At 40.5% G+C, this 23,301-nt stretch carries 16 protein-coding genes; 7 read left to right on the top strand and 9 right to left on the bottom strand.

What is annotated here, in order from left to right:
- Positions 1 to 485: 485 nt before the first annotated feature.
- Positions 486 to 2,789 (top strand): DNA topoisomerase 3, encoded by a 2,304-nt coding sequence (locus tag AACZ87_RS19360; RefSeq protein ID WP_339869628.1) that lies wholly within the window; start codon positions 486 to 488, stop codon positions 2,787 to 2,789.
- Positions 2,790 to 3,053: 264 nt separating this feature from the next.
- Here the strand turns inward: AACZ87_RS19360 and AACZ87_RS19355 are convergent, their stop codons facing one another.
- Both AACZ87_RS19355 and AACZ87_RS19350 read right to left on the bottom strand, forming a co-directional pair.
- A complete protein-coding gene (locus AACZ87_RS19355; RefSeq protein ID WP_339869627.1) occupies positions 3,054 to 3,620 on the bottom strand; it encodes a hypothetical protein in 567 nt (188 codons plus the stop codon).
- Between the two features lie 651 nt (positions 3,621 to 4,271).
- Complete coding sequence (locus tag AACZ87_RS19350; RefSeq protein ID WP_339869626.1) at positions 4,272 to 6,674, bottom strand: ABC transporter permease; 2,403 nt, start codon at positions 6,672 to 6,674, stop codon at positions 4,272 to 4,274.
- A gap of 397 nt (positions 6,675 to 7,071) precedes the next feature.
- Between AACZ87_RS19350 and AACZ87_RS19345 the strand changes: the two genes are divergently transcribed.
- The 6 genes from AACZ87_RS19345 (at position 7,072) to AACZ87_RS19320 (ending at position 14,503) form a co-directional block, all read left to right on the top strand.
- Positions 7,072 to 8,463 carry an ATP-binding protein gene (locus AACZ87_RS19345; protein WP_339869625.1) on the top strand — a complete coding sequence of 464 codons (1,392 nt, stop codon included), beginning with the start codon at positions 7,072 to 7,074 and terminating at the stop codon, positions 8,461 to 8,463.
- A 3-nt stretch (positions 8,464 to 8,466) separates the two neighbouring features.
- The gene (locus AACZ87_RS19340; RefSeq protein ID WP_339869623.1) at positions 8,467 to 10,128 is read left to right on the top strand and encodes an FAD-dependent oxidoreductase; all 1,662 of its coding nucleotides are present in this window, start codon (positions 8,467 to 8,469) and stop codon (positions 10,126 to 10,128) included.
- Positions 10,129 to 10,140: 12 nt separating this feature from the next.
- Positions 10,141 to 10,407 carry a UBP-type zinc finger domain-containing protein gene (locus AACZ87_RS19335; RefSeq protein WP_339869621.1) on the top strand — a complete coding sequence of 89 codons (267 nt, stop codon included), beginning with the start codon at positions 10,141 to 10,143 and terminating at the stop codon, positions 10,405 to 10,407.
- 262 nt (positions 10,408 to 10,669) lie between these two features.
- On the top strand, positions 10,670 to 11,197 hold the full coding sequence (locus AACZ87_RS19330) for a PRC-barrel domain-containing protein (RefSeq protein ID WP_339869619.1): 528 nt from the start codon (positions 10,670 to 10,672) through the stop codon (positions 11,195 to 11,197).
- 627 nt (positions 11,198 to 11,824) lie between these two features.
- Positions 11,825 to 13,993 (top strand): catalase, encoded by a 2,169-nt coding sequence (locus tag AACZ87_RS19325; protein WP_339869617.1) that lies wholly within the window; start codon positions 11,825 to 11,827, stop codon positions 13,991 to 13,993.
- 51 nt (positions 13,994 to 14,044) lie between these two features.
- Positions 14,045 to 14,503: an ankyrin repeat domain-containing protein gene (locus AACZ87_RS19320; protein ID WP_339869615.1), complete on the top strand. Its 459-nt coding sequence runs from the start codon at positions 14,045 to 14,047 to the stop codon at positions 14,501 to 14,503.
- A gap of 76 nt (positions 14,504 to 14,579) precedes the next feature.
- Here the strand turns inward: AACZ87_RS19320 and AACZ87_RS19315 are convergent, their stop codons facing one another.
- The 7 genes from AACZ87_RS19315 to AACZ87_RS19285 all read right to left on the bottom strand — a co-directional run bounded on the left by AACZ87_RS19315 (position 14,580) and on the right by AACZ87_RS19285 (position 23,121).
- On the bottom strand, positions 14,580 to 16,841 hold the full coding sequence (locus tag AACZ87_RS19315) for a lipid-A-disaccharide synthase N-terminal domain-containing protein (RefSeq protein WP_339869614.1): 2,262 nt from the start codon (positions 16,839 to 16,841) through the stop codon (positions 14,580 to 14,582).
- Positions 16,834 to 17,586: a glycosyltransferase gene (locus AACZ87_RS19310; RefSeq protein ID WP_339869612.1), complete on the bottom strand. Its 753-nt coding sequence runs from the start codon at positions 17,584 to 17,586 to the stop codon at positions 16,834 to 16,836. Before AACZ87_RS19310 ends, AACZ87_RS19315 begins: the two co-directional genes overlap by 8 nt.
- Before the next feature lie 12 nt (positions 17,587 to 17,598).
- Entirely contained in the window at positions 17,599 to 20,007 is a 2,409-nt protein-coding gene (locus AACZ87_RS19305) for a TonB-dependent receptor (RefSeq protein ID WP_339869610.1), read from the bottom strand.
- A complete protein-coding gene (locus AACZ87_RS19300; RefSeq protein ID WP_339869609.1) occupies positions 19,997 to 20,458 on the bottom strand; it encodes a PepSY-like domain-containing protein in 462 nt (153 codons plus the stop codon). The genes AACZ87_RS19305 and AACZ87_RS19300 overlap by 11 nt, the downstream gene beginning before the upstream one ends.
- Before the next feature lie 68 nt (positions 20,459 to 20,526).
- On the bottom strand, positions 20,527 to 21,807 hold the full coding sequence (locus tag AACZ87_RS19295; RefSeq protein WP_339869608.1) for a HAMP domain-containing sensor histidine kinase: 1,281 nt from the start codon (positions 21,805 to 21,807) through the stop codon (positions 20,527 to 20,529).
- Positions 21,804 to 22,523: a response regulator transcription factor gene (locus AACZ87_RS19290; RefSeq protein WP_339869607.1), complete on the bottom strand. Its 720-nt coding sequence runs from the start codon at positions 22,521 to 22,523 to the stop codon at positions 21,804 to 21,806. The genes AACZ87_RS19295 and AACZ87_RS19290 overlap by 4 nt, the downstream gene beginning before the upstream one ends.
- A gap of 211 nt (positions 22,524 to 22,734) precedes the next feature.
- The gene (locus AACZ87_RS19285; RefSeq protein WP_339869606.1) at positions 22,735 to 23,121 is read right to left on the bottom strand and encodes a hypothetical protein; all 387 of its coding nucleotides are present in this window, start codon (positions 23,119 to 23,121) and stop codon (positions 22,735 to 22,737) included.
- Positions 23,122 to 23,301 lie beyond the last annotated feature (180 nt).

Below are 23,301 nucleotides of genomic sequence, written 5' to 3'. Positions count from 1 at the left end.
GATCTTCTTTTTAAAAAGAACAAGACATGTGCAAGGACAGAAATAATTTGATACGAAAACATACCATGTACAGGGTATTTTTCCAGGAATCAATCCCAGGCAAAGTATGAATACCTTGTTAGCAGAGCTGGATGGGATCGGCAATTTTACCCTTTTATTATTACCAATTTGCAGTTTTACTCTTCAATCCATCCCTTTGATTTAAAAGAGTACTGTTTGTTCTATACTTTTTGTTTCAAAAGTTATAGATGATTGGAGGTTTATGGATTTTAGCCCGTGTAAGTGTGATAAAAATCGGGAAATTACCAAAGCTATAAAGAAGCAATCTGTACAAAATACTTTTAGAATTAGCCTTGCTCCACTAAACAGGCGATTTGGATAAGCAATCTCTATCCGCTTGGTTCACAGATGCTACTTCATTTTACTGAATTTGATTGCTCCAACATTGAGCTGAGCTCAATCTATTTTAACTATTTTTGATTCAGATGATAGTTTGTATTGCAGAAAAACCAAGCGTGGCCCGCGAAATCGCTTCTGTTCTTGGAGCTAATAAAAGACATGATGGGTACTATGAAGGAAATGGATATAGTGTCACCTATACTTTCGGACACTTTTGTACCCTATTTGAGCCTAATGATTATGAAGCCCATTGGAAGAGTTGGAGCCTCAGCCACCTTCCGATGCTTCCCGAAAAGTTCAGAACCAAAGTCGTTGATAACTCAGGGGTTAAGAAGCAGTTTGCGATAGTAAAAAAGCTATTTGACTCAGCCACACTCGTTATCAACTGTGGTGATGCTGGCCAAGAGGGAGAATTGATCCAACGTTGGGTGATGGAGCAGGCGGAGTATAAAGGGGAAGTCAAACGCCTGTGGATATCATCTTTGACCACCGAGGCCATTAAGGAAGGCCTCGAAAAATTGCAACCATCTGCCAAATACGATAATCTCTACTATGCCGGATATTCCCGGGCAATCGGGGATTGGTTGTTAGGAATGAACGCCACCCGACTATATACTGTGAAACATGGTGGGTACAAGCAAGTATTGTCCATCGGAAGAGTCCAAACGCCTACCCTGGCGATGATCGTAAATCGGTTTAAGGAAATCCAAAACTTCCAGCCACAACCTTACTGGGAATTACAGACTCTGTATAGAGAGACAACCTTTAACTGTGAAGAAGGGAAGTTTCTAAAGAAAGAAGACGGGGAAGCTTTTGCCAACGTAGTGAAAGAACATGACTTTGAAGTCGTATCCATTGAAAAGAAAAAAGGGAAGGAATTCGCACCTAAGCTTTTTGACTTAACTGGATTACAGGTGTTTTGCAATACGAAGTTTGGGCTTTCTGCTGACGAAACTCTCAAGATAGCGCAGCAACTTTACGAACAAAAAGTCATCACCTACCCAAGAGTAGACACCACTTTTCTTCCGAACGACATTTACCCCAAAGCTCCGGGAATCCTGGAGAAGCTAACGAATTATACCTCGTTAACTCAACCGATTTTGGGAAAAAAATTAAAAAAATCAACCAAGGTTTTCAATGATAAAAAAGTAACCGATCACCATGCCATCATACCTACAGGTATGCAGAGTAGTTTGCACGGGAATCACCTCAAAGTATATGACATTATCACCAGGCGCTTCATCGCAGTATTCTATGATGAGTGCTCGGTGGCAAACACTACGGTATTAGGAAAAGTGGATACCGTTTCCTTTAAAGCCACAGGAAAGGTAATTTTAGAAAAAGGATGGCGAGTGGTTTTTGAAACTACTGACGGCAAGGATAAAAAGGAAAAAGACGAGCTACCCATTTTTAAAAAAGGAGAAAAAGGGCCACATGAACCTTCTTTTCTGGAGAAAGAAACCAAAGCCCCTAAACACTTCACAGAAGCAACTTTGCTAAGAGCCATGGAAACGGCCGGCAAACAAGTGGACGATGAAGAGTTACGGGACTTAATGAAAGAGAATGGCATCGGCCGTCCTTCTACCCGGGCAAGTATTATTGAAACCCTGTTCCGCCGACACTACATTGAGCGAAATAAAAAGCAAATTCTGCCTACTGAGACTGGAGTACAATTGATTGATATCATTAAGAATGACCTTCTGACCTCTGCAGAACTTACGGGCCAATGGGAGAAGCAATTGAAAGAGATTGAGAAAGGGAAGTTTCATGCGGGTTCTTTTGTGAAAAACATGAAAAAAATGGTGGCCCACCTGGTGTACGATGTGATACGAGAACAGAGTCACACCAAATTATCTCAGGCGACTGAAACGAAGGTACCTGAAAAAGTAAAATCACCAACTGAGCTTGTGGGACAGACTTGTCCAAAATGCATGGAAGGTTCCCTGCTAAAAGGAAAGTCGAGCTACGGATGCAGCGCCTATAAAACCGGATGCGACTTTTTACTCCCTTTTTCTTTTGAAGGCAAGAATATCTCAGAGAATCAGTATTTACGTTTGCTCCAAAAAGGATCTACTGTAAACTTGAAAGGATTTAAAACGGAGACGGGAGTTAAAGAAGGACTTGTGCGCTTCAATGATAAATTTCACCTCGTATTGGAAGAAAAGAAAACAGCCAAAACTTCAGATACTAAAAAAGCTCCGCCGATAATTGCCTGCCCACAGTGCAAGAAGGGCACGATATTAAGAGGGAAAACAGCTTATGGCTGCAGTGCTTACAAAGAAGGATGTGACTTTAGGTACTCTTTTGATGCCCTTCGGGAAAAAGCAAATAAGAAACCATTAACCGTGGAGCTGGTGACGGCTTTATTGAAGGAGAGTGTAGGTGGGTAAAGTTAAGTTTAGAATCATCAATAGTAAGATGGTAAGTTCTCGGATTTAAGTTTGGGGAAAATCTGTAAAAATTAAGGTAGTTACCCGTCAGCATTTGAAACTTGAAACAAGTCAAATTATGGGCAAGTATCCTGAACAGGTTATTGGGATATACTTAATGGGAAAGTTTAAAAGTGATATTGAAATAAAGGACAAGGTATTTCTTACAGTTGAGAAGATTTGGAAAAAGTAAGGATTTCGATGAAGAATTTACGCCATTTTCATTCAAAGCTTCTCCGGCGCTAGGGAGCTCTCTGTAATTTTCCATCGCTCTCCATAGACTGAAGTATAAACAATTTCAAAACTTAACCCTTCCTCATAAAATGAATTTATGATTTCATGAAGTTTTTCTGCGTCAGCTTTTGAGTTGATCACTTCGAAAATTGCAATATCAAATCCGGCAGGAATGAGCATTCCGGGAAAAACATTGGAATGAAATACATTGTTAAGAGCTTGTAACTCTTGAGAGTTCTGAATGAAAAAAGACGCAAGATCCTGGGCAGCCACATCTTCGCCCTTATATCTAATTCTTACATCTTCAATGGTTGCAGGCCCAATCCCGTGGTTGCTAAGTACAAATCTAAAGTTCGGAGTGTAGGACGCTTCATTTCCGATAGAAAGGTGAGGCAGAACTGAGAGTAATTGCTGCTCACGCATCAAAAAAGTTTGATAAGCTATCAAAAGACATGCTGCAAGGCTAACTACAACAGCACTTAACCCTATGATTTTATCTGCATTCCAAATAGATTTTTGTTTAGGAGGCAGTTCTAAATTAGGTTCTTGTTCATCCATTATTAGTGGCAATTTATTCTACCAAAATAACAAGCAGTAAAATTACTTCCTATACATTTTTACGATATACTAGTTTAAAGAGTGAATTCATTACTATCACTAAGCCTCCTTAAGAACCCCGTATATTTAATTCCAAATACTTAAATATCTACAGTGGCTGTAGAAATAACCGACAGAGTTCTCACCAGCGGTTAGCAGATAAATGACTTTAGGTGTTTCGAATAGAGTTTAATTCTTTTAAAGAAAAATGCTATGGACCTATCAAAAAATAAATTCCAAATTCTTTCTGCAATTCTCTTCTTGGGAGTAGCCGCACTTGCAAAAGCACCGGTGGATAAGCGTTATCAACCTATAACAAGAGCCCTTGCTCCAAAAAAAACCTAATCAGACAACGCCTCATTGGAGCATGGTTCTATTTTATTCTACGCTAAAAGTCGCAATTGGAGTTACAGCCGAAATATTTGAGCGGCAATTATTTTCCAAGCAGTGGAGAAAATGGATGGTAAGGTCCCAAGACACTTTAGATAAACACTTATGAAAAATTTTTACTACTAATTTCTGAAAAGGATGACTTGCTATTTTTCACCAACAACCTTATTAATCTCAACTATTTTTTATCCAAGCTTTAACATGGAAAGAAAATTGAGAAACTCACTCATAGGTTAGTGACTTGACAGGATTGATCGTTGCCACTTTAATGGTATGAACACTGACAGTAATTAGTGTGATAATTACCACAGCCAAACTTGGAATAGCAAAAATCCACCAGGACAAAGGAATTCGAGTAGCAAAATCCTGTAACCAGGAATTCATAATCCAAATCGAAAGTGGAACTGAGAAAAGTATTGCAATCAAGATCAAAATAATAAAATCCTTATTAATCAACTGAAGCAAACCCAACATGGAGGCACCCATTACCTTTCGGATTCCGATCTCCTTTGTGCGCTGAATAGTTGTAAGCGAAGACAGACCAAACATACCCAAACTCGCAATAAAAATAGCTAGGGCCGAGAAAATACTGAAGATGGTTCCGAATTGCTGGTCAGACTTGTATTGCTGATCAAAGTGTTCATCCAAAAAGAAGTACTGAAAAGGACTTCCAGGAAAGACTTCCTTCCAATCAGATTCAAGGGTAGCCATTAATTCATTGACTTCACCGGTAGCTACTTTGACTGAGTAATACCCATTCGGAGCATCACTGTATCGAAAGATCAAAGCATCAAATGATTTCTTAAGCGATTCCTGATGATAATCTTTCATTACTCCCACTATGTTAAAGGTATCCCCCCAGAAGAAAATCTCATCATTGATCGCCTCTTCAGGGGAGGCAAATCCCATCAGCTTGGTGGCAGTTTCATTCAGAAGAACATTCTTGTCCTCATTGGCCATATCGTCAGAAAACTCACGTCCGTAAAGCATCTCCAGACCAAAGCTCTGGTTAAAAGACCCATCAGTCATGATGATCCTATATTGGTTTTGCTCATCCTCAGCTTGGCTCAATCTACGGATACCTCCTGCATTCCAGCCAGGTTGACTTCCAGGTACTGAAGTAGAGGCAGTCACAGAAATCACCCCAGTGTGGCTTGAAATATTCTGCTTGAAAACCTGATACTTCTGTTTATAGGTCGAGTCGGTCACACTGGGTGAATTTAAAACCACTGTTTGATCAATAGAAATTCCTAAGTCTTGATTCTGCATAAAAATCAGCTGCTGATAAACTGTAAAAGTTCCTACCATAAGCGTAATGGAAGCGATGAATTGTGTGACCACCATCCCTTTTCTCAACCAAACACCAGCATCAGAATTTTTGAATTTTCCTTTCAAAACTTCCACGGGCTGGAAAGAGGAAAGGACAAATGCCGGATACAGTCCTGAAATAAGTGCTCCGAAGACAATCAAACCAAGTAAAATCAACCAAAAGTCAGGTTGTAAAAACAACTGATAACCGAGTTCCCTTTCGGTAAGACTACTAAACCAAGGTGTAAGTAGAATGGCTAAAGCAGCAGCAAGAATCACTGCCACAAAATTCAAAAACAATGATTCAGTCAAGAATTGCTGGATAAGCTGGGCTCGATACCCTCCCATTACCTTGCGAATACCTACTTCGCGGGCGCGTTCAATAGATTTTGCGGTAGCCAAATTAATGTAATTGATCCAAGCAATGATCATAATCAAGAGAGCTACCACCGACAAAAAATTTACCGACTGCCTATTTCCATTAGCTTTGAACTCCATAATGTAATCTGAATCCAAATGAATATCAGCGACAGGTTGGAGATGGAATTCAATTCCAGCATTGAATTTTTTCAATTCCTCCCCGTGCTTCGACTGAACAAAATCTGGGAATTTCGCTTCCAGAGATTTTGCGTCAGTATTTTCCTCCAAAAGAATATAGGTAAGAAAGCCATCCCAATCCCAAGTCAAAAAAGGATTATCCGATAGTTTCTCCAACGTGACAAATGAAGCCAAAACATCAATTTGCATATGGGTATTTACCGGGAGATCTTCAAAAACTCCAGATACCTCAAATTCTAAGTTTCCGTTTGCCTTCAGAGTTTTACCTACAGGATCCTCCATTCCAAAATACTTTTTGGCCGTAGATTGGGAAACCACCATCTTATTAGGTTCCCTCAATACAAGGGAATCTACTCCTTCGAGAAGTTTTATAGAAAAAATAGTAAAGAAGTCCTCCGATGCGAAATACAAATTATCTTCCTTGAAGAAGGTGTCTCCCGTAGAAAGCGTCGCTCCCCTGTTTGTTAACCGCGTATAGGCTTTCACTTCAGGAAAACTTGACTTTAGGTCAGGTCCTATTCCTGCTGCTCCTGCCGCCCATTGGGTAGAAAGTTCTCCTTTGTCATACCGGTCTTGCTGTATTCTGAAGATCCTATCCTTTTTATCTAAAAAATTATCGTAGCTCAATTCATGCAAGACAAATTGCGTAATCAGAATGCAAGCCAACATTCCTATGGCGAGTCCAGCGATATTGATAAAAGTAAAAACTTTGTTTTTGGAAACATGTCTCCAGAGGGAAGTGAGATAGTTTTGAAACATAGCGTTTTAAAAAGGTGTTTTGAACTTAAGAACCAGAGGCTTATCTCACCAGATCCATACCGAAAATAAAAACTAGTATAGCTAGCTGCAAAGGGATCTTTTCAAAAATAATCCTTCAAATTTTCGGACAGAATTGACCGAATTCGATCAAAAAAAAAAGCCTGTCAGAATAAGGTGTAAAAAAATATATGTTGTGATTAAACGCTTCTTTGCCAGTAAGTTGGCAAAAGCAATATAAAATATGTAGAACTTATAATTTGAGGCAATTTTAACCTTCTGAACTGTTCGATACTTATACAGTTCATAGTTAGATTATACTAAGGATTCTAGTGACTTCGCATATAATCCTCCTTGGCTGAAATTTTTCTCCAAATACAGTTTATCTTAATTCTTGAATATGGAAACATTAGCAGCATTAAAGCAAATCGAAGAGCTGGGAGGCGTACCTGAGGAACAATTAAATTGGTTGATAAGCAAAAGTGATTGCTACGAAATAAAGGAAGGCGAAACACTATTTACTCCTGGAGACCCTATAAACCGTCTATTTATCATTTTAAAAGGGGAGTTTACGCTAAGATTAAAACGAAACAATCAATTTGTAAATGTAGGTCACTTCACCAAAAACAGTATTACAGGAATGCTCCCCTATTCTCGCGCCCAGTCTGCTCAAGCCTACGCAGAAGCTCTTTCAGATGCGACGGTGATCAGTTTAGAAGAAAAATATTTCAAAGAAATGATCCGGGAAAATCATGAACTGACTACTGTGTTTGTCCATACTATGAGCACGCGAATCCGTCAGTTTACCAAACAAGAGCAGCAGGATGATAAAATGATGGCGCTTGGTAAATTATCTGCAGGGCTAGCACATGAACTTAACAACCCTTCTGCTGCAGTAGTAAGAAGCTCACAGGAACTGGCAAAGCATCTAAAGATCACTCCCGAAAAATTCAAGAATGTTATTAAAATAAAGCTTTCTGACCAGGAAATTGATCGTATCAACGAAGTGGTTTTTAGTAAAATGTATGACGTTCAGCTGAAAATGTCATTGATCGAAAAATCAAACTTGGAAGATGAATTAATGGATTGGTTCGATGATCATAAAATAGAAGATTCGGATGATTTAGCGGCAAATTTTGTGGATTTTGGACTGACTGTAGATGACATGGAGTCCATCGCTAAGGATATTCCAGAAGTGCATAGAAACCCAATTTTTAGCTGGCTGAACCAGGTATTAACTACAGAAAAGCTTGTAGATGAAATTCAAGACGCTTCCCAACGTATCAACGATCTGGTCTCCTCAGTGAAAAGCTATACGCATATGGATCAAGCCGTGGAGAAAACTCCGACAGATATCCATGTAGGATTGAACACTACCCTTACTATGCTCAACCATAAACTAAAGTACATAGAAGTAATTAAGAATTACGAGGAAGATTTACCCTTGACGGCGATCCTTCCAAGCCCAATCAATCAAGTATGGACCAATTTGATAGACAATGCGATTGATGCTATGGAGGATCAGGAAACAAAGCAATTAACAATAACAACTACCAAGAAAGGCGAATTTGTGAACATAGAAATAGCTGACACCGGCACTGGAATACCCAAGGATATACAGGATAAAATATTCGATCCTTTCTTCACTACCAAAGCGGTTGGTAAAGGAACCGGTCTGGGACTTGAATTCGTCCAGCAGATTATCAAAGTACAGCATCGCGGGTCTATTTATTTGGAGTCCAAGCCTGGCAAAACCATTTTCACCATATGCCTACCAATCCTCGCATCATAACTAATGAAAAAACCTATCCTATTTCTTATAGACGATGATCCAGCAGTATTGAAATCTATACAGCGGGATGTGAGGAGCGAATTCCGGGACAACTACAGAATCGTGGCCACCCAATCTGCCAAGGAAGCATTGGAGGCATTGATTGATTTCAAAAAGAAAGGAGAAACCGTTGCCCTATTTCTTTCAGATCAGCGAATGCCTGAGATGCTTGGCGTGGAATTTCTAGAAAAAGCCAAAGCCATCTTTCCAGATGCAAAACGAATCCTGCTGACGGCCTATTCCGATACTGAAGCTGCTATTCGAGCCATCAATGAGGTTCAACTCGACTACTACCTGCTAAAGCCTTGGGACCCTCCTGAGGAAAAACTTTACCCAGTCTTGAATGACCAGTTGGATGAGTGGCAAAGTAGCTATATTCCAGATGGTCCAGGTCTAAAAATTGTAGGGCATCAATGGTCTCCAAAGTCCCATCTAATCAAAGATTTCCTTTCGGGAAACCTAGTTCCTTATCAATGGCTCAATATTGAAAACAGTCCCCAAGGAAAAGAGATGATTGAACTCAATGGGATTGAGATCAAAAACCTACCCGCTGTGTTTTTCGAAGATGGAAGTTTCCTGACTAATCCTACCACAGCAGAAGTGGGTGAAAAAGCGGGAATGTCCATCAAAGCAAAGCAAGCAATGTATGATGTAGCGGTGATAGGTGCTGGACCTGCCGGTTTGGCCGCCAGTGTCTACGGAGGTTCTGAAGGATTAAATACACTGCTGATAGAAAAAAGAGCCCCTGGAGGACAGGCAGGGACAAGTTCAAGAATTGAAAATTACCTAGGATTCCCCAAAGGCCTCAGCGGAGCAGAACTTTCAAGAAGAGCAATAACTCAAGCCACGCGATTTGGAATCGAGTTTCTTTCTCCGCAGGAGGTAGTAGACATCAAGGTAAAAGACAACTACAAGATCATTACGCTCAAGAATGGTGAGGTCGTGAATGCCAAAACCATCATCATCTCCACAGGAGTTGATTACAGAAAGCATCCTGCGAAAGGCATTGATGAATTTACCGGAGCAGGCATTTATTATGGCGCTGCGACCACGGAAGCTGTTTCCTGCCAGAATGAAGATATTTATATAGTTGGCGGTGGAAACTCGGCAGGGCAAGCTGCAATGTATCTTTCCAAGTTTGCGAAAATGGTTTACATCGTAGTAAGGAAACCAGACCTGAGCAGTAGTATGTCGCACTATCTAATCGATCAAATCTCTTCCACTTCGAATATTGAGGTTGTGGGAGAGTCAGAAATAACTGAAGTAACAGGCAAAGACAGACTCTCTGAAGTTGTGCTTCTCAACACAAATACCAAGAAGGAAGAAAAGAAGAAAGCTGCTGCACTCTTTATTTTTATCGGAGCCAGACCTATTACTGACTGGTTGCAAATTGATATTCTTAAAGATAAACGAGGCTTCCTTGAAACCGGCCCGGCCCTAACTAGGTATGAAAACTTCCATAAGAATTGGAAGCTGAAGCGCGATCCCCTACTTCTTGAAACCTGCATTCCTGGAATTTTTGCTGCTGGAGATGTGCGCTCTGGGGCCATGAACCGCGTCGCTTCCGCTGTAGGTGAAGGCTCAATGGCCATAAAGTTTGTACATGAATACCTAGCGTCTAACTAAAATTGTCAACTTATGAAAGTTGGAACTTGCGAGCATCTGAAAAATTATGAACAGAAAAAGGCTAAAGCCTACGAATGTGAAGAATGCGTAAAATCTGGAAGTAAATGGGTTCACCTTCGCACCTGCCAGAGCTGTGGTGTAACCCTTTGCTGTGACTCTTCCCCAAACCAACATGCCAGCGCTCATGCCAGACAGCATCTTCACCCAGTGGTAGAATCTGCTGAGCCAGGGGATAATTGGGCATGGTGCTATGTAGATGATACCTTAAAGCCGCTTTGAAATTTGTTTTACATAAGTGAAAATCCCATTATTTCCTTTGTAGCAAAAAACTTGAAAACAGCTCCTGAATCAGCTTTGTAAAGCCGAAGTAAAATTGTTTCTTTTTCCCTACTCAAGGAAATACAATCCACGAAAAGGGTAATGAGTTCTCAACCAGAAATTTGGAATATCACGCTATTGTGCTCAAACGGCCGATTAAGGCTTTGGCATAGATCTGGGATTGTATAGGTCAAATGAATAACTCACTTAACCAACTATCATTATGAACATTACAAATGAATATCAAATCAGTAGCACAGATGTAATCTCCCGTAAAGTTAAAACTGCAAGAGATGAATCAGTAGGATCTATCAAAGACATCGTCTATAACACTACTTCACTTGAGGTAGATTATATCGTATTAAAAGTGGACGAAGGTTTTCTTAATCTAGGTTCCAAATTACTGGCTTTGCCTGCAGAATCCTTCAACTTTCACCCACATCAGGATGATGTGATAATTGTGAAAGAGACTAAAGAAACACTGGAAAATGCACCTGGCTTCGACAGTGATCACTGGCCAGCAGGACCACAGGGCGAATTTCTTCATGCCGTACGAAGCTATTACAGTGCTGAGGATCGCAGTCTTTATGGCCGATATGATCTTGAAAACAGAGTTTATTATACAAGAGATCAATCTGATATGGATTCAAGCCGTATCAGAGATGAGAAATACGGAGATGGATTTTTGGAGACCTCACATCGTGGAGACAGACAGTCTGACGTAAGAAGAGGTGGAAACCCAATTCTCTAATCCCGAATAATTCATAAAGTTAAAAGGCTAATCCAAACTTGGGTTAGCCTTTTATTGCTTTAGAGTAATATACTCATGAATAGCCCCTTAGGTACTACTGTCCCACAAGGCAATCAATTATATTCTATAGGCATCAAATTAAATCACCTACTCTTCCATCAAGAACTGTCTGAAGTAATTGGAATCCGAATGGATGTATGATGGCACCTATGAAAAGGAAAATTTGAGCCCTAGAAAAACATGAAAGACTTATAGCTATGTAATGAGGATTTTACCTGAAGCTAACCTATACTAGTTGAGATTTTTTTTAACCTATCCGACATTTCTCGCAGTGTAGAAAGCTATGATACAACAGGCTTGAATCATTCCACGCTTGCTTTCCCAAATCAATCACAGGGTGTTTTTTGCAAAAAATGGGAAATCATATACCTCCCAAAATGGGGTCATCCAAAGGGTTATAAAAAATTCCAATCAATTATTAGTAGAAGCTTAAAGCTCTCAGATCAACTTTACCTATGCTTTTTGCATCAAGGTCTAGCTAATGAAAGTAGTCCTGCGACTTTTGCGTTCGGCTGGTATATTATTAGATGTAGATGTAAGACCACAAACTAACTAACCTATACAGCTATGAGCAAAAAAAACAACTCCAAAAAAGACAGTCAAAAAATAGAAGATCTTCAGAAAAATTATGAGGAAAGTGAAGGTCAAAAAATGACTACTAATCAAGGGCTAAAGATTAACGACGACACAAATTCGTTGAAGGCCGGAGAAAGAGGTGCAACGCTGCTGGAAGACTTTATCCTTCGAGAAAAAATCACTCATTTTGATCATGAGCGAATTCCTGAGCGAATTGTCCATGCTAGAGGGTCTGGTGCCCACGGTATTTTTAAAGTGTATGACGATTCTCTAAAAAAATACACGAAAGCAAAATTCTTAACTGATCCTAGCCGGGAAACTCCGGTATTCACTCGATTTTCAACAGTAGCTGGCTTTCGTGGATCAGCTGACGTGCCTAGGGATGTTCGAGGTTTTGCTGTGAAATTCTATACTGAGGAAGGAAATTATGATTTGGTGGGAAACAATATGCCTGTTTTTTTTATTCAGGATGCTATTAAGTTTCCAGACTTAATCCACGCGGTAAAGCCTGAACCTGACAACGAAATACCACAAGCGGCCTCAGCACATAATACCTTTTGGGATTTTGTTTCACTCTCTCCAGAGACCATGCACAATGTAATGTGGCTGATGAGTGACAGAGCCATACCAAGAAGCCTAAGGATGATGGAAGGCTTTGGGATTCATACCTTCCGGTTGATCAATGAGAAAGGAGAATCGCATTTTGTGAAATTTCATTGGAAACCACTCCTAGGTACGCATAGCGTAGTATGGGACGAAGCTTTGAAAATAAATGGTCAGGATCCGGATTTCCATCGCCGTGATTTGTATGAAGCCATTGCAGCAGGTTCCTTCCCAGAATGGGAACTGGGTGTGCAGATTGTACCCGAAGCCGATGAACATAAATTTGATTTCGATTTACTCGATCCGACCAAATTAATTCCAGAGGAGATCGTCCCTGTCCAGAGAATCGGAAAAATGACCCTCAATCGTAATCCTGAAAACTTCTTTGCAGAAACAGAGCAAATCGCCTTTCACCCAGGTCACTTGGTACCTGGAATTGACTTCACTAACGACCCACTACTACAAGGAAGATTGTTCTCCTATACAGATACTCAGCTCAGTCGACTTGGAGGCCCTAATTTTCATGAAATCCCAATCAACAGGCCTATAAACACCATTCACAATAACCAAAGAGATGGAATAGCAAGAATGGAGATAAACAGAGGTAAAACGAGCTATCATCCAAATTCTATCAGAGCTGGTTATCCTGAGCAGGCGAAAGAGAGCGAAGGAGGTTTCTCTTCTTACCAGGAACGTGTTGATGCCAATAAGGTAAGAGCAAGAAGCAGAAGCTTTATGGATTTCTTCAGTCAGCCTGCTTTATTCTATAATAGTCTTTCTGAGCCAGAGCAAAATCATGTAGCAGATGCGTTCGCTTTTGAATTAGGAAAAGTAGACATGCCTGAAATTCGTCAACGTGTGGTAGGATTGATCTCTCAGGTAAATTATGAATTAGCAGAAAAGGTGGCTGAAGCATTGTCCCTAGAAGTTAAGGATCCGGAACAGCCTATCAATCACCAATTCGGAGCAGATGCCAATCCTAAGGATTATCAGCCAATTGAGGTAAAACCTAAGCTTGAAAAATCCCCAGCACTAAGCATGGCAAACACAGTCCTGGGCAATATCAAAACTAGGCAAATCGCTTTCTTAACAGCTGACGGCGTGAACGGAGACTCCGTGAATACCATGAAAAAGGCACTGGAAGCAGAAGGTGCTATAGTAAAGATCATAGCTCCAAAATCAGGGATGATAAAAGACAGTTCCGGAAATGAAATTAAGGTAGATCACAGTTTCTTGACTTTCTCATCCGTTCTAGTTGACGCTATCTTTATTCCATCTGGTGACAAAAGTATTGATGCACTAAAGAAAACTCCTAAAGCGATTCACTTTATTGATGAAGCGTTTTTACACTGCAAAGCCATCGCAACTGAAGGCCAAGGGGTTGATTTGGTAAATATGAGTTATGTGAAAAACTACTTGAATGCGAAACCAAAGGACTTAGAGAAAGTAGGACTTCTAACAGGTGAGCATGAAGGGAAAGATCTTTCTGATCGATTCATCAAAGCTATAGGAAAGCATCGCTTCTTCGAAAGGGAAAAAGGTAAAATCCCTGCATAAAACTGAACTTGGGGGATCCTTGCGTTCCCCCTTTAACTTTACAAGCACACAATGAACGAACTAATTGACGCCGCTAGACAAGGGAATACAGAACGTATTAAACAGCTTATTCATGAAGGAGCTGACGTAAACTTCCAAGGAGACAAGGGATTCACTCCGTTGATAATAGCTGCATACAATCATCAAACTGAGGCCACCGAAATACTTTTGCAACATGGAGCAGAAGTCAATCAAAAAGATGATGGTAGCAATACCGCCTTGATGGGCGTATGTTTTAAAGGATATTTGGATATAGCTAAGATTCTAATTGATCATGGTGCGGATTTAGATGCAAAGCATGGCAATGGCGGTACGGCTTTGATGTTTGCCAGCATGTTTGGCAAGGAGGAGCTGGTCAAGCTGTTACTAGCCTCAGGAGCGGATAAAATGATTGTAGACAATAAAGGATTCATGGCAGTGGACCACGCAGGAATGCAGAAAAATCTGGAAATAATTGAGCTACTATCTTAGCAAATACTTCCGCTCCAAACCAATTAAAAATACTAATTGAAGATATATTTGAATTCAAATCTATGAATGTAACGAATCATTTCATTAGCTCCAATCTCATAATTCTCCAGCCATCTATGACTTGAAGTTCCTTCCATGACCCTCTTTCTTTTAGATCTGGGAATTCCTTTTTCTCCTTTGAAATCCAAATTGAATGATCTGCAGCTTTATCCATAATCCAAGTAGAATCCGATTGTAGATTGATCAGGCCGGATTTCCATTGATCATCATGCTGAAACTGGGTCTCCCGATTCAGACTTTCATCTCCGTCATAAATCGAAATCACTTCCAAATCAGAATTAAATAGCACCGAAGGCAATCGCTTATTATAGACTATGATCTCTTTTGTATCAGGTTCATTCTGCATGATCCATTCCGTGACCCGATGTGTATCATTAGTCAATCCAGGATTTTGGCTCATGAAAAAGGTGGACATCCCAGTCAAACCCATCGTGAAAATAAAAGAAGAAATCACATTTCTGTCCATTCTTCGAATATCAACTTTCTGCAAAGTCAAAAGCAGGGAAGCAGTCATAAACCAGAAAAAGTAAAACTTGTAGTTCAACGTAATCTTAGGCTCAATCAAAGTCAATGAAGCCAAGGCAATCATCAGAATCACATGAAAACCCAGCTGCCAACGTTCCCAGATTTTTTGTTGAGAATCGCTCAGTTGCTCCCAATAATAAATCGCGCCAATTGCCAGACCAGAGTAAAGTGGCAAAATATACAGCACCAGTTTGGACTGACTCAGAGAGAAAAAAACCAGCGGTAAAAGCACCCACATCACCAATATTGCTCCTTTTTGGGTAAAATCAGTTCGTTTGACAGGAATTTTCTTCAATAAAATAATTACCCAAGGGAAAGCTGTTCCCAGTAATACCGCTCCGTAAAACCAAAAGGGTTGACCCCTGTGGAAAGTATCTGTAGCGAATCGATCGATAGTATGTTTGAACAGGAAGTAATTCAGAAAGCGATCATCTTCGGACTGCAAGAACACAAACCAACTCAACCCAATTCCGAGCATCAATGCTATTCCAGCGAGGTGAATTTTGAAAGAACCCATCCTCTGTTTCATCACTAACCCTTGATAAATCCAGATCAAAACAGGCACAATCAGAACCACTGGGCCTTTGGTCAGAAATCCAATCCCCAGAAAAACATAGCAAGCAATCAGCAAAATTGCCTTACGTTTTTCCAAATAGGAAAACCAGCAAAACAAAGCCGCTATTACAAACGTGGTCAAAAATGTATCCGTGGTCAGTGCTCTACTTCCTATAATCAAAGCAGGAAATGATGCATATAGCATTGCCGCCAAGAATGCTGAATATGATCGCTTGAAGAAATTTAAAGCAATCTTATACACCAGCCAGATTTGAAGAAGAACTGAAACCTGAAGTAGAAATCTTGTCGAGAATGGAGATATTCCTAATACTTTATAGCTAACTGCTGTCAACCAATAGGTCACTGGCGGCTTATGGTAATGATAAATCCCCATCAGTTGAGGATGAAGCCAATCTCCTGTCAGCACCATTTCCTTTGCAATCTGAGCATAGCGAGCTTCGCTGGATTCTGTGACTGACCAGGCCCCAAGATTGAAAAACAAGACTAAGCTGGTGAAGAGAATTAGTAGTGGCAGCCGTAAGTCTTTCAATCGATCCAAATAGGTCATGTTGGTGGTATTGGCCTTACCGTAATGAATCATCAGATTACGAGCATATACCACAATCCCAAATGCCTGACCAATGAAAAGTACTGAGTCTTTTCTGAATATCGCATAGGACGCAATTAGCACTGCTCCGACTAAACTGATGTACCAGAAACTCAGTGGAAACTGAGACTCTTTGGTCTTTTCGGCATTTACCCACTGCACTAAAAATCTGGCGGTAAAAATCGCCTGTCCTATGGTACCCCAAGTCAGAAGCACGCTTCCTATATCAGGATTGTGTAGCAGTAGCTCAAAATCATACTGTGAATGGAGGATGAGGTAGGCTAGAAAGACTACTGGTAATAAAAGAAAACTCCAGCGAATCCAAGCAGCGAACTGCTTCCACGCAGCTTGAATCTGAAGATTTCTGATGTAAATAAAATAACCTACGAGTTGGCCTCCAACTATCGCAATATCCTGTCTGAATGTCCCATACACCAGCAAAAGAAATGACGCCATCAAGCTCAATTGCCAGAAAATCACTGGGGAAAGGACTTTCCCCGCTTTCTCAGACTTGACCAACTGAATTAGAAAACGAGCAGAAAATAATCCCTGAGCCAGAAACCCAACTCCCAGAAGTGTCCAATTATTCATTCAGCTCAGGATGTTTTTTAAGGATAGAATTCTCGGCAATAGTGTAACCCGATTGGCGCTTTCCGAGCCATCGTACTGCAATAGTATCTTGTAGCGGGGAGAGCAGCCTGTTCCACACATTAAATTTTGATTTGCCTGTAATTCGAGGAAAGTGACTCACTGGTATTTCCATGATTTTTTTTCCCTGAACCAAAGTCAAAGCAGGAAAGAACCGATGTACTCCTTTGAAAAAAGGCATGTTCAACGCCATTTCTCTATTCAGTATTTTCAAGGGACAGCCCGAATCATGTACTCCATCATGAAGCATGGAATCTCTAAACCAATTTGCAATAGTCGAAGATATCTTCTTCACCATACTATCCTTGCGCCCTTCTCTCCTACCTGTGACCAAATCATATTCAGGAACAAATTCCTCCAGTTTCAGGAAATCATTTGGGTCAGTCTGTAAGTCAGCATCTATGTAGCCAACCCATTCAGTACTTGCGGCTTCAAAACCTGCTCTAATAGCAGCACTTAACCCTGCATTTTTCGCAAAAGATATAAAAGCCACATGCTCATAAAAAGCCTTGACCTTTTTGATTTCAGTTAAGCTGTTATCCGTAGATCCGTCATTGACCAATAAAATATTTACTTCGAATTTGGATAGTGCGACGTACGATTCGAAGGCGGGTATAATTCTGGAAATCCCTTCCTCTTCATTGAAAACGGGGATGATAATAGTTAGTTCTTTTGCCTTTCCCTTCATGTGAAACCTCAGTTAAAACTTGTAACTATACCCTACTCGGAACACCTGTGTCTCGTAATAATCCGCGCTGGTATAGCTAAAATCATTTGCATCTATGGTTTTCTTGATCACCATCGTATTCAGCAAGTCAGTCGCATTGAAAAACAGCTCACCATCACCATCTTGAATCACTTTTTTCAATCCCAAATCCAGCGTAAATCTTCCTTCAATTCTTCCCTGAGGAATGACATCAGGTGCCTGATATATCGCTGTCAATTGACCTGTGAAATTTTCAGAAAACTTGAATTTGGAATTCCACTTCACATTACCAGAGAAAATCTCCTGCTTGTCCGCACTGAATGTATGAGGCTTTGGATAGAGATTCTCAACTGAAAATGCATCAATTCGATTGTGGTACCCAACCAAGTTCAAATCAAAGGAATACCAACTCGTCACATCCTGATCCCAGATCATCTCAAAACCAGTATTATAGCTTTTTCCTGCATTTTGGAAAATCGCATAAATCAACTTGCTGTCTCCGAAGGTGGTGGAAATCCTCGTAATCGTCCCATCTACCATGCGGTGATAAAGCGCAGAATAGAGCGATCCGCTTGCCCAGGTAGTTTTCCAACCTAGTTCATAAGAATTGGTGAACTGAGGTTTCAAAGCTGGATTACCAACCTTGATGATTTCTGCATCGTCATACTTCGGGAAGATTCGGATATCCACTTCATTTGGTCTATCTACACGTCTATTGTAAGATACGCTAAGTTTATTCAACGCATTGATTTTATAGAAAAGGCGTGTATTTGGAAAAGGCTGAAAGTAACTATACCCGTCGCTTTTGTAAGTCGGATGATTTGGGTTTACTTCATAATTCAGCTTGATGTATTCAAGTCTCAGCCCGATCTCAGCTTCCAGTTTTTTGGATTCAAAAACATAATTGCCATAAACTGCAGGAATCTTCTCTTTATATGTTGCAGCACCTCCTGCGAGTGAATCTAGGGGAGAATTCCCACTTGGGAAAAACTGCATGTTAGTTGGAATCCATCGTCTTCTGAATTTCATTCCAGTTTCAAATCGACCATTCTTTAGCGGCTTGACATAATCTAGTGTCACATCGATTACATTCTCATCAGAAAGCAATTTGAAGGCTTCATCTCCTGTATAATCTGGAAGAATATTGGTAAAGAAATACTTCTCATCTTCTCTATGGAACGTATAATTGAGGCCCGCAGAAAAGCTGTGCCCTGGGTCAGTGAATTTGTGCTGGAAAGCTGCCGTCCCCATCACGGTAGTTTTGAGCTCATCTTCCAAAAACTGCCAGAGTCTGAATCGCTCGGAATAATCCTCGTTGAAAAATGGTTGATCTCCACGATCTATAATTTTCTCACTTCCAAAGAGTCCGGAAATTGAAAGCGTATTCGACTGATCTATTGACCAATCCATTCCTGCTCGTGTGGTCAAGAAATTAGTATTTCTATTTCTTTTCAATTGCTGATTGATGACTGAGCCATCATCGTAAGTTCGGGTTACGAACTCGTTTTTATTCAGCGTCTGGGTATATAGGTTGTCTGCAGAAAGGAAAAAATTCACATCCTTCTTCCGGTAGTTCAAGGAAAGTGAAGGATTGATTTTCGGAGTGTTTTTGTATTGAGGACGAATGCCTGGAAGGTTTGCTTTCTTCTCCCAATTAGCACCAAGACCTAGAGCCATTCCTACTTTTCCATTGAAACCTTCCTGACTCTCTTTTTTTAGGATGATATTAATAATGCCTGCATTACCATTTGCATCAAATTTCGCCGAGGGATTATTGATGATTTCTATTCGCTCTACAGATGAGGAAGGTAAATTATCCAGTCCTGATTGATTGCCAAATCCTGTTAATGCGGTTTGCTTCCCATCAATCAACACGGCCACGCGGTCATTCCCTCTAATCTGAACCTTCCCATCCTGAATAGAAACTCCAGGCAGATTGGACATGGCCTGAAGGACCGACCCACCACTTTGGCTGATATTCTGACTTAGATCATAGGTTTTCTTATCAAGTTTATTGCTCACCGCTTCTGCCTGCCCTACTACTTCTATAGCTCCTAATTCTTGGATGGAGCTGGACATATCGATCTCCCCAATATTCAAAAATGCTGAGCTAGTACCCACAAAAATATTCTTGCGGACCGTCTCCAGCCCCATAAAACTAGCCTCTAGTTCATAGTCGCCAGGCTTTACATCCACCAGCGTAAAAAGCCCTGATTCATCTGTAATAGCACCAGTAACAAAGCTGGCATCCTTGGCAGTTTTCAATACTACATTTACATAAGACAAGGCCTCCTGAGAAGCCTTGTCCAGTATTTTCCCAGATATGTTTACTTTGGTCTCCTGCGCTAAGAGCGACTGGCAAGTCAGTAGTAACCCAATCAGGAAATAGTTTTTAATCTTCATCGTTTTCTTCTATCGCTTTCTTTTCTATTAATAATCCATGGGCATCAAAGACCAACTCCCATTCTTCCTCCCCTTTTTCCACGGCCAATTCATATACACTGCCAACAGCTGTTTCTGAGATTTCTACTTTTTCAAGTTCATACCCTGAAAAATCCTTCGCAAAGGCTTGCTTGATGGCTTCCGGGACATCAGATTTTTTGATCTCGTGCTCGGTTTCCTGCCATGTTCCATCTGTTAAAAAGTTTGCGGAGTATTCGGTACCTGCCTGCTTAAATTCAGCTTCCCATTCTGTGGCTGACTCCAGGTCCCAGTTTACTTTTTTGGCAGTAGGGAATTTCTGGGAAAAGGCGGTTTTCACAGCTGCTGGCACATCTTTTTCCGAATACTCCTGAGCGCAAGCACTTGCAGAAAATAGACTACCTATAGTTAAAATCGTTAAGTACTTGTTCATGCGAAAGTTGGGTTAGGTAAATTTGATTACCCTAAACTCGCATGAGATTTAGAAGACATTTAGAATTTTCAGAAGCGAATGGAAAAAACATGGAAGGAATCCATAAAACTGTAGCTGATTTGCCAGTTATTTTGCTTGCAAATTTCCTTAACTATTGCCAATCCCAATCCGCTATTGGTAGTCTCCGTGGTGGAAATAGAAAATCGTTTGAAAAGTAAATCCGGATTAAGAGAATCTTTTCCGGTATTCTTAAATGAAAAGCCGCTGGCATCCCAGGATGCAATGATTTCACCATTTTTTGGAGTATGCCTGATCGCATTGGAAAGCAGATTATTCACCAACGTCTCAGCCAAAAACTTACTACATTCAATCCTGCAAACTCCAAGCTGAACTTTTTGGAATTGAAGGGATTTCTCCTCCAAGTAGTCCTGAAGCAACTCCTCGCTCTTTGCTATTTTTATAGAAAAATCCAGCGCCTCCACATCTACAAATTTGCTGTTTTCAATCTTAGCAAGTAATAGCAAGTTCTTATTCACCCGAGTAAGCCGAGCTAAGGGAATCTGTATAGCACTTACTAGTTCGGACTGGGAGGCATCTAGCTTTTCATCCTGAAAAAGCAAATCCAATTTGGACTTTAGCAAAGCAATCGGCGTCTGCAACTCGTGGGAAGCATTGGCTATAAAGGCCTTCTGCTGGTTGTATGTACTGACATTCTCATCGATCAGCTTCACTATGGTCTGATTCAATTCGGTAAATTCCTCGATGTCTGTAGGTTCAAAACTCACCTTACTCCCTTTGCTTATCTCAAAAGACTTCAAGGTATTAAGCGTCTTATCAAATGGCTTCCAGACCTTTTTGGAGATCTTTCTATTGAGTTGAATAAAGCCAAAAACCAGCAGGCCATATAGGACTATCGTCACCAAACCGATAGCAAATATGGTCTCGTAAGATTCCTCCACATTGGTCTCAATATTCAGCAAATAAGGTTTATTGTTGATCTCAATCACTGTCTGAAGTCCTCGAAAACGATCCCACTCCTGCTCGTACTCATTGTACTTGGTTACTTCATAGATACTGTCTGCTTTAGGAAAATCATCCTCGATCGGCACTATTGAGGAGCTTGGTTGTAGGGTATTCCAAGTATTCAGAATCGTCTCCAGATCATGCCCGGACACGTGTGCCTGTTCGAATCTATTTTCGATCCGTTCCATGATAATCTCATGGTTATCATCGATCTCCGTCACCCAGATCCAGTCTACTACCAAAAAATAAAGAGGAATACTAACCAGGAGAATAATCAGGGCGTATATCGTAAAAGCTTTGAGGGGTTTATCGAGCAGTTTGATCATATTTCCCATTTATATCCGGTGCCATACAAGGTTTTCAAATAATTTCCGTACCCCACTTCATTTAGCTTTTTCTTCAGGTTTTTGACATGGGCATAGATGAAATCATGACTATCAAACATATCTGCCAGATCTCCCGACAAGTGTTCCGCCAGTGCACTTTTGGAGAGTACCCTATTTTTATTTCCTATAAAAAATAAGAGCAACTCATATTCTTTTTTGGTTAGGACTACTGCTTTTCCATACACAGTGACAGTTTTGGATAGCAAGTCAATTTGTAATTCCTTCTGCACGATCAGATTTGAATTATCAAATTGCTTTCTGCGAATGATGGAATGAATCCTGGCGGCAAGCTCAGCCTGATGAAATGGCTTGGCTATGTAATCGTCAGCCCCGATATTCAATCCCTTGATCTTATCTTCTAAGGAGTTTTTAGCAGAAATAATAATGACACCATCCTGCTTATTGTGCCTACGCAAATGGGCCAATATCTGTAAGCCATCCCCTCCGGGCAGCATCAGGTCCAGTAAGATGCAATCGTAGTGGTACAGATTGACCTTTTCCATAGCTGTAGCAAAGTCAAAAGCCATCTCACAGCGATAGTTCTCCCCGGAGAGATAGTTTACCATATCGCCCGCCAGTTCCTTTTCATCTTCGATCACCAGTATTTTCATCGTGTGAATAAAGTAGGCAATTTGGAAGGAAATTAGAATTCCCAAGAAAAAATGTTCGATCAGCGATTCTAAAATTCAAAGATGCTAGTCAATCTCCGTCTCGCTGTACCGATGGAAAGGATTAAAACCTCACTCAATCCCCATAACAACTACACGGGGTTCCCCCGAAAGAATTGGAGGAAATCTAATAACGGCGATTTCATTGTGCGCGCTAAGCACGTGACAAAAACCTAGTTGTTGCGAAGTGTTTTCTCCACTAGCAATATAATTCAGAGTTTTTTTCGTGTTTAATCTCATCTCCGTAATATAAATACCAATCTACAATTCGATCGCCAATTCTGTCATAAATATCATCATCGGTATAGGGTTGATATTCTAGATTCAATCTGTCCAAATCGTTGTTTATTTGTGCTATTGTTTTCTTATCAAAAACTTCTGTGTCGTTTAGTTTCTTGCGTAAAAATTCAATTAGGATTCCGTGACACTTTTCATTAAAGTTACCGTTTCCATTTCGGTGAGCTTCGTCTCGTAATTTTTCTATTGCTCTTACTAATTCTCCTTGCACAAATTCCGATTGTCCAGATTTAGGAACAAAATTTTGCCAGATATATTTTCCTTTTTCTAAATATTCCTCTTGAGTCATTTTATTCTGATTTACACAGTTAGTAATTATAATATGTATATCCGCTTTTCTACCAGTACGGTGGCAAAAGCAATGTAAGATCTGTTAGACTTAAGATTTGAGGCCACTTCTGCCTGTCCCGCCACTGCGGGTGACAGTGCCTAGATAAAGTTGACACATTTTAATTGGACAAAAAACCAA

This window comes from uncultured Algoriphagus sp., assembly GCF_963974365.1.
Classification (GTDB): Bacteria; Bacteroidota; Bacteroidia; order Cytophagales; family Cyclobacteriaceae; genus Algoriphagus.
This window is presented reverse-complemented; position numbering and strand designations above follow the sequence as displayed.

What these genes read in the sequence shown, in the direction of transcription:
- AACZ87_RS19295 (WP_339869608.1), bottom strand. Translation starts at nt 21,807, where the DNA reads ATGATCAAACTGCTCGATAAACCCCTCAAAGCTTTTACGATATACGCC.
- AACZ87_RS19320 (WP_339869615.1), top strand. Translation starts at nt 14,045, where the DNA reads ATGAACGAACTAATTGACGCCGCTAGACAAGGGAATACAGAACGTATT.
- AACZ87_RS19345 (WP_339869625.1), top strand. Translation starts at nt 7,072, where the DNA reads ATGGAAACATTAGCAGCATTAAAGCAAATCGAAGAGCTGGGAGGCGTA.
- AACZ87_RS19315 (WP_339869614.1), bottom strand. Translation starts at nt 16,841, where the DNA reads ATGAATAATTGGACACTTCTGGGAGTTGGGTTTCTGGCTCAGGGATTA.
- AACZ87_RS19360 (WP_339869628.1), top strand. Translation starts at nt 486, where the DNA reads ATGATAGTTTGTATTGCAGAAAAACCAAGCGTGGCCCGCGAAATCGCT.
- AACZ87_RS19310 (WP_339869612.1), bottom strand. Translation starts at nt 17,586, where the DNA reads ATGAAGGGAAAGGCAAAAGAACTAACTATTATCATCCCCGTTTTCAAT.
- AACZ87_RS19355 (WP_339869627.1), bottom strand. Translation starts at nt 3,620, where the DNA reads ATGGATGAACAAGAACCTAATTTAGAACTGCCTCCTAAACAAAAATCT.
- AACZ87_RS19350 (WP_339869626.1), bottom strand. Translation starts at nt 6,674, where the DNA reads ATGTTTCAAAACTATCTCACTTCCCTCTGGAGACATGTTTCCAAAAAC.
- AACZ87_RS19305 (WP_339869610.1), bottom strand. Translation starts at nt 20,007, where the DNA reads ATGAAGATTAAAAACTATTTCCTGATTGGGTTACTACTGACTTGCCAG.
- AACZ87_RS19300 (WP_339869609.1), bottom strand. Translation starts at nt 20,458, where the DNA reads ATGAACAAGTACTTAACGATTTTAACTATAGGTAGTCTATTTTCTGCA.
- AACZ87_RS19340 (WP_339869623.1), top strand. Translation starts at nt 8,467, where the DNA reads ATGAAAAAACCTATCCTATTTCTTATAGACGATGATCCAGCAGTATTG.
- AACZ87_RS19330 (WP_339869619.1), top strand. Translation starts at nt 10,670, where the DNA reads ATGAACATTACAAATGAATATCAAATCAGTAGCACAGATGTAATCTCC.
- AACZ87_RS19335 (WP_339869621.1), top strand. Translation starts at nt 10,141, where the DNA reads ATGAAAGTTGGAACTTGCGAGCATCTGAAAAATTATGAACAGAAAAAG.
- AACZ87_RS19325 (WP_339869617.1), top strand. Translation starts at nt 11,825, where the DNA reads ATGAGCAAAAAAAACAACTCCAAAAAAGACAGTCAAAAAATAGAAGAT.
- AACZ87_RS19285 (WP_339869606.1), bottom strand. Translation starts at nt 23,121, where the DNA reads ATGACTCAAGAGGAATATTTAGAAAAAGGAAAATATATCTGGCAAAAT.